Annotated in this window: 5 protein-coding genes; all 5 read right to left on the bottom strand. The window is 62.4% G+C overall.

Translation table 11 applies throughout. The annotated features are described in order from the left end of the window. Positions 1–421: 421 nt before the first annotated feature. A complete protein-coding gene (locus AC2YI2_RS31085) occupies positions 422–937 on the bottom strand; it encodes a MarR family winged helix-turn-helix transcriptional regulator (RefSeq protein ID WP_487390412.1) in 516 nt (171 codons plus the stop codon). 17 nt (positions 938–954) lie between these two features. After that, the gene (locus AC2YI2_RS31080) at positions 955–2,034 is read right to left on the bottom strand and encodes an alkene reductase (protein WP_487390411.1); all 1,080 of its coding nucleotides are present in this window, start codon (positions 2,032–2,034) and stop codon (positions 955–957) included. 144 nt (positions 2,035–2,178) lie between these two features. After that, on the bottom strand, positions 2,179–3,432 hold the full coding sequence (locus AC2YI2_RS31075; RefSeq protein ID WP_487390410.1) for an MgtC/SapB family protein: 1,254 nt from the start codon (positions 3,430–3,432) through the stop codon (positions 2,179–2,181). A 76-nt stretch (positions 3,433–3,508) separates the two neighbouring features. Further along, positions 3,509–5,395: a CASTOR/POLLUX-related putative ion channel gene (locus tag AC2YI2_RS31070; RefSeq protein WP_487390409.1), complete on the bottom strand. Its 1,887-nt coding sequence runs from the start codon at positions 5,393–5,395 to the stop codon at positions 3,509–3,511. Between the two features lie 127 nt (positions 5,396–5,522). Then, the gene (locus tag AC2YI2_RS31065) at positions 5,523–6,401 is read right to left on the bottom strand and encodes a LysR family transcriptional regulator (protein ID WP_487390408.1); all 879 of its coding nucleotides are present in this window, start codon (positions 6,399–6,401) and stop codon (positions 5,523–5,525) included. Positions 6,402–6,458 lie beyond the last annotated feature (57 nt).

Genomic DNA, 6,458 nt, shown 5'->3' with positions numbered 1-6,458 from the left:
GCGCCGCCAGCATAAGCCATTTTACTTAGGGTTGCGACAACGTTGCTTTCAATCCACTTAGCGCAAAGTCGCATAAGACATTGGCTTCAAGTCCAACATTTGAAGGGGCCAACCCGTTCATCCAGACGGGCCCAAGCTTTTGTGGGTTAACGCACTCGAGAGTTGCCACATCAAACGGAGCGAGTGGTTGACGCAGCCAATCTCGCAGTCGATATACGGAAAATGACTGGACGGTGGCGGAGGATGTGCCGGCAGGGCGGCTGGTACAGGCCATGCCCAAATGGACACCTTGCTATCCGGGACCGTGCCTCCAACATCCCGGCCGCCGCCATGTGGCGGCTGACCTAAGGACGCCGATCGGGCTGATCGAGACACGAAAAGAAGCGGGAATCGGCAGATCGCAAATACTGAGCTGGCTGCGTTACGCCAAGATCGCGAGCCGATCGCACTCGGCTGCGATTTCCTCGGGGACGGCTGTGCTGACGACGATCTTTTTCGCCACCGCCATCAGCAACTGCTGCTCGCTCTGGGAAAGATCCTTGATCGTCTGGCGTTCGAGCTCGGCCCAAACCTTGGTGATCGCGTCGGTCATCTTGCGGCCTTCGGCGGTGAGATGGACCTGCGAGACGCGGCCGTCTTCGGGACACTTGCGGCGTTCGATCAGGCCGTCGCGCTCCAGGCGCGCCACGGATTTCGCGACGGTGGAATGGTCGAGCCCGATCGACTCGCAAAGTGATTTCTGCGGCTTGCCGTCTTTCTCTGCAAGCTGCATCAACAGGATTTCCTGGCCCGGGAACAGGCCGATATCGGCCAGCATGGTGGCCGCCTTCGCCCGGTGGGATCGGGCCAGCGCGAAGATGGCGAAGCTCACCGGATAGTCCGTCTTCAGGCATGCGCAGGGCACATGCTCAAGGCATTCGCGGCTTACTTCGTCCATCTTCTCACACGGTCCTGTCAGGCAACGGCACTTTCTGCCGATTGCAGTGTCGGATAATCGATATAGCCTTTCGCGCCGCCGCTGTAAAACGTAGACGGATCAGGGTCGTTCAATGAAGCGCCCGACTTGAGGCGTTCCACAAAATCTGGGTTGGCGAGACCCCAGCGGCCGACCGGCACGATGTCGGCCAGGCCGCTGTCGAGGTCCTTGGCGATATCGTCGAGCGGGCGATCGTAGCGCAGCACCAAGAGCTTCTGCGACCAGCGGGCACGAAGGTCCGCAAGCAACGCGTCGTTGCCGAAATGATGCAGGTGCAGATAGACGAGGCCGAGCTTGTTCAGTTCCGTCACGAGGTAGCGGTAGAGCTCCTCGCCATCCGGTCCATCGTTCAGGCCGCCGATTTCCAGGCCCGGCGACAGCCGGATGCCGGTCCGTTCAGGCCCGATTTCATCGGCGACGGCTTTGGCAACTTCGATCGCGAAGCGGGCGCGGTTCTCGATCTTGCCGCCATATTCGTCGGTGCGGATATTGGCGTTGGATGCGAGGAACTGGTTGATCAGGTAGCCATTGGCACCGTGGATTTCCACGCCATCGAGGCCGGCGTCGATCGCATTGCGGGCTGCCTTGCGGAAGTCATCAATGGTCTGGAGGACCTCGTCGCGGCTGAGTGCGCGCGGAGTGGGTGTTTCTTGCGGGCCTGTCGGCGTGAACATCGTCTGGCCGGCGCTGATGGCGCTGGGGGCCACGAGATCGCGGTGATGCGGCGTGTTGTCGGGATGGCCCATGCGGCCGGAATGCATGATCTGCATGAAGATGTGGCCGCCTTCGGCATGAACCGCGGTCGCGACCTTCTTCCAGGCGGCCACCTGATCGGCGCTGTGGATGCCTGGGGTCAGCATGTAGCCCTGGCCGTCTTCCGAGGGCTGGGTGCCTTCTGTGATGAGCAGGCCGAGCGAAGCTCGCTGCGCATAGTAGATCGGCACCAGATTGGTGGGCGTACCATCAGCATTGGCGCGGCTCCGGGTCATCGGAGCGAGCGCGAGACGATGGGGCAAATTGATGTTACCGAGCGTGGTCGGCGTGAAGAGGGAATTCATGGCGAGCTCTCCGTTACGTGGTTGGCAACAGATATCTAGGAACGAGATATGTGGTTGGCAACATGTATCGACGAAAATCTTCGCAAGAATCGGCTAGGGAGAGCCACGAGGAGGGCTTAAGCCTCTGAAATCAATTATTTAATGCTACTGAAAAAATTTTGCGATGGGCAGGAACCAGTAGACGACAAAGGCTGCCGATAGGGCGACAGTGGTCGCAACGCCATAAGACAGTGAAAACGATCGCGGCGCGATCGCGGCCGCGCTGACGAACCGCACCAGAGCATTGGATGCATAAGCGGCGAGGATGGCAAGGCCGAGTATCTCATGCGGCGTCGGCCCATTCTGCAGCCGCACCATGGACAGAACGGCGACGTCGACATCGGCCATGCCGGCGATCGCGGCGGTGATGGGAAGGCTCGACGCGCCGAAATAGCGCGATGAGATCGCACTGAAGGTCGACATGACCATCAGGATCAGCGCCGAGATCAGGATCGGCTTGAGATCGAGAGGGTTGCGGTGTTCATGGCTGGATGTGTCCGACAAGGCCGCGCGCAGCAGGATCAGGCCGAACAGCGCGAAGACGATCGCCGCTGAGATCGTCGGCGGCGCAACGTAGACCGCGATGTCGGGGCCGATGAAGGTCGTGATAACGAGCATCCGCAGCACGGATACGACCGCAGCAAGGCAAGCCGCGCCCGCCCGGCGATGCGGATCGCCATCGGTCCGCGCAAGCGACAGTGTCATGGCGGTCGAGGAGACCAGTCCGCCGGCCAGCGACGAGTAGATCAGCCCACGCGAGGGACCGGCAACGCGGATCAGGATATAGCCGAGATAGGAGAGTGCGCCCATCAGGATGGTGAAGAACCAGATCTGGCGCGGATTGATCGCGTTCCATGGGTCGACCGGTCGATCGGGCAGCAGTGGGAGCACCACCGCAGTCATCACGGCGAGCACGAGCGCGGAGCGCAGTTCGATCCAGGTCAGGCGCTTGAGCCAGCCATGCAGCAACTCGCGGCTGGCGAGCACCGTGGTCAACGCCACGCCGCCGGCAGCGGCCTCCATCGGCTTGCCGGCGACCGCAAGCGCGCCGAAGGCGAAGACGGCGATGGCCGCGATCACCGATGTCGCGCTGAAATCCTCATCGTGCTCGGCCTCGTGCCATTTGAACCAGGCGAAGACGGCGGCAAAGGCAATGAAGCCGGCGGGAAGCACGAGCGAGTTTCGCGTGGCCTCGCCGAGCGCAACCGTCACACCGCCGAGCAGGCCGGAAATGCCGTATGTGCGGATGCCGGCTGTCCGGCTCCCTGCCGGTGCCTCGCGCTCACGCCAGCCGCGTTCGAGCCCGACCAGAAGGCCGATGGCAAGCGCCAGTCCCAAACGCAATACCAGCGGGTCCATCGTTCTTCCTCATGCGGCGACGCCGGCTTGCGGGTCGAGAGGCAGTATAGCCGCCCCATCAATGCGGTCCATGGCCTCAGCTTTGCGAGAGCACGACCACCTGCTCGCCGGCTTCAAAACGGATCTTCTCCGACTTGGCGGGATTGATCTTCACCGACCAGGTGCCATTGCTATTGTGCTTGCGGTAGCCGATGGCGGTCTGGCCCTGCAGCATGGCGGCGACCGTGATCGTGTAGAAATCGACCTCGGCGCCGGTCTCGATATAGTCGGTCGCGGGCTTGAGATAGAGCTCCGAACCCTGCTCATCGAGCAGGTTCCCGAAGATGCGGGTCATGTATTCGTTCTCGGCCGCCTGGGCGAGCATCAGGCTGACAAGCTTGTTGCTGACCACGAAGTCGTCGGCCTTGGAGACTTCGGCGAGTTCGCGGTTCCTGACGTCGATCATTTCACTGACCACGCTGGAGCGCGTGCCGGCGCCGTCGGCGATCTGGCGCAGATGCAGCAGCGTGACCAGTGTGCGCGTGTCGGCCGGCTGGGCGTCGAGGTCCTCGTTGTAGCCGAGTACGAGCACGTGATCGTAGGAAAGCGGATCAAGGCTGCGGATGACGTTGCGCGACGAGGAATCGCCCTCGCGGATGTCGAGCTGCAGGTTGGTGCCGTAGAGGCGGATGCCGCGCGACTTGCCGGCAAGGTCGTCGGTATCGGCGACGATGGTCAGCACCGAGCCCGGCGCCACGAAGCGCGACAGCTCGGAGGCGATCATCGGCGCGCGGCGGTTCCAGCCGAGCAGCAGCGTACGCTCCGGCGCCAGCACCTGCTCCTCGGCGCGGCGCATGATGGAGCGATCGACGGCGCCGGTGAATGGCTTGTACATGATCGCGTCGTCGTCCTCGGCGATCAGGACTAGCTTCTCGCCGCCGGCGATGCGGCGGGTCTTGTCGGGGTTGAGTTCCACCTGTCCCTCGGGCGAGACGAGACCGATGATCGTGCTGCTCTCGTAGGACATCGCGGCCTCGGCCAGCGACTTGCCCTCGAGCTTCGGCTCGGCGGTCGTGTAGATTTCCGAGCCGTCGAAATCGAGCAGTTCGGTATAGACGGCGCTCAGGCCCGGCTGGCGGCTCGAATGGACGACGATGCGCGAGATCAGGTCGTCGGCGAGCACCAACTGCGCCTCGCCGCCGCCGACGATCTCGGCCAGTTCAGCATTGACAGGATCACGGATTTCAGCCGCGATGCGGTATTTCTCGTCGCGGCGGCCGGGTCCCTGGGTCAGCGCGAGAATGGTCTTGATGACGCTGGAGTCCGGGTCGGCCGCTTCGGGTGACAGGATGACGATCGAACGCGAGGCGTTGGGATTGACGATCGAGAGGTCGTAAAGGTCGGTCGGGTCGCCCGAGCGGCAAATGACCTTGGTGTTCCTCAGATCGGCCACCTTGGCGGCGATCTCCTCTTCCATTTCGACCTTGTCCCTCGTCGCCATGACGACGATGCGGGGATGGCGGCGGCTTTCGTTGGCGATCACCAGTTCAGAGATGACATCGAAGATCGAGGGCGACCAGTTGAAAATGATCGTATGATCCTTCTCGAGCACCTGCGAGCGGCCCTTGCGCAACTCGTCGAGCTTGCTTTCGATACCCGAACTCAGCACGCCGATGAGGGTGGAGACGACGAAGATGCCGGCAAGCGTGACAAGCAGCATGACGCCGCGGAACACCCAGCCCGAGTCTCCGCCCATCGTGCCGGCGTCGAGCGTGCGCATCAGCGATGCCCAGGCCGCTTCGGCGAAGGTCAGGGTCTCGCCGTCCTGCTGGGCGACGCCGGTGATCGCGATAAGCGCGCCGAAGGCCAGAATGATGATGAGTGAGATGATGCCGAGCCAACCGATAAGCGCGCCAGTGCCCGCCGCCATGGTCTGATCGAACCAATAGCGGAGCTTGCTCGAAAAGCTGATCTTGTCTTTCACGTCTGTCCCCTCGCGTCCAAGTCCACCGTATAGACGCGTCAGTGACAAGTTTTACAGATGCTTCAAGGCGATATGGGGTAATAAATTGCCAGTAGCGTTAATAAGACTTCATTTACCATATGCCCGATTACCAAATGCCTCGGGCTTCCCGCACGATCTCATGCAGGAAATCGGCGACGATGCGGATGCGCGCGAGGTCACGGGCACTCTCGTGGAAGACGGTCCAGTAGGTGCGCTGGATTGCGGTATCGGGCATGACGCGGACGAGATCCGGATACTGCCGGGCAATGTAATTGTGCAGGATGCCGATGCCCGCACCGGAGCGCACGGCTTCGGTCTGGCCGGTGGCCGATGAAATCTCGAAGCCGGCATTCCAGTTGCGCATCACTTCGCCGGTGAAATTCAGCGACTGCGAGAAGATCAGGTCCTCGACATAGCCGATGCGGCGGTGGCTCTTGAGCGCTTCGGCGTCGTCAGGCGCCCCGTTCGCCTCCGCATAGGCGCGGGAGGCGTAGAGACCCAGCGTATAGTCCGTGAGCTTGGAGGAGATAAGCCGGCCCTGTTCCGGCCGCTCGAGCGTGATGGCAATATCGGCCTCGCGGCTCGACAGCGAAAAGGCGCGCGGCACCGGCACAAGCTGAATCTTGAGCTCCGGATGGCGTTCGAGCAGCCGCCCCATGCGCGGCGCGAGGAACGAGACGCCGAAACCATCCGGCGCGCCGATGCGGACGGTGCCGGCGATCGCCGTATCGGTGCGGCCGAGGCTCGATTGCGCCGCCAGCATTTCGGTTTCCATGCGTTCGGCAGAGGCCAGGAAGACTTCACCCTGTTCGGTCAGTTCGCAGCCATTGGTGCGGCGGATGAAGAGGCGGGTGCCGAGCGCTTCCTCCAATGCAGTGAGCCGTCGGGAGAGGGTGGCATGGTTGAGCGCCAATCGCTTGGAGGCGGCGAGGATCTGGCCTGCGCGGGCCACGGCGAGGAAAATGCGGACGTCATCCCAGTTCATGGGGAGAGCCTCGACGTTTTACCCCTCACCAACTTCGGCCAACGGTTCGCAAGGCTC

This window comes from Rhizobium sp. SRI_017 (assembly GCF_057586295.1).
This window is presented reverse-complemented; position numbering and strand designations above follow the sequence as displayed.

Coding starts and splice junctions, on each gene's coding strand:
- AC2YI2_RS31085 (WP_487390412.1), bottom strand. CDS start 937: ATGGACGAAGTAAGCCGCGAATGCCTTGAGCATGTGCCCTGCGCATGC.
- AC2YI2_RS31080 (WP_487390411.1), bottom strand. CDS start 2,034: ATGAATTCCCTCTTCACGCCGACCACGCTCGGTAACATCAATTTGCCC.
- AC2YI2_RS31075 (WP_487390410.1), bottom strand. CDS start 3,432: ATGGACCCGCTGGTATTGCGTTTGGGACTGGCGCTTGCCATCGGCCTT.
- AC2YI2_RS31065 (WP_487390408.1), bottom strand. CDS start 6,401: ATGAACTGGGATGACGTCCGCATTTTCCTCGCCGTGGCCCGCGCAGGC.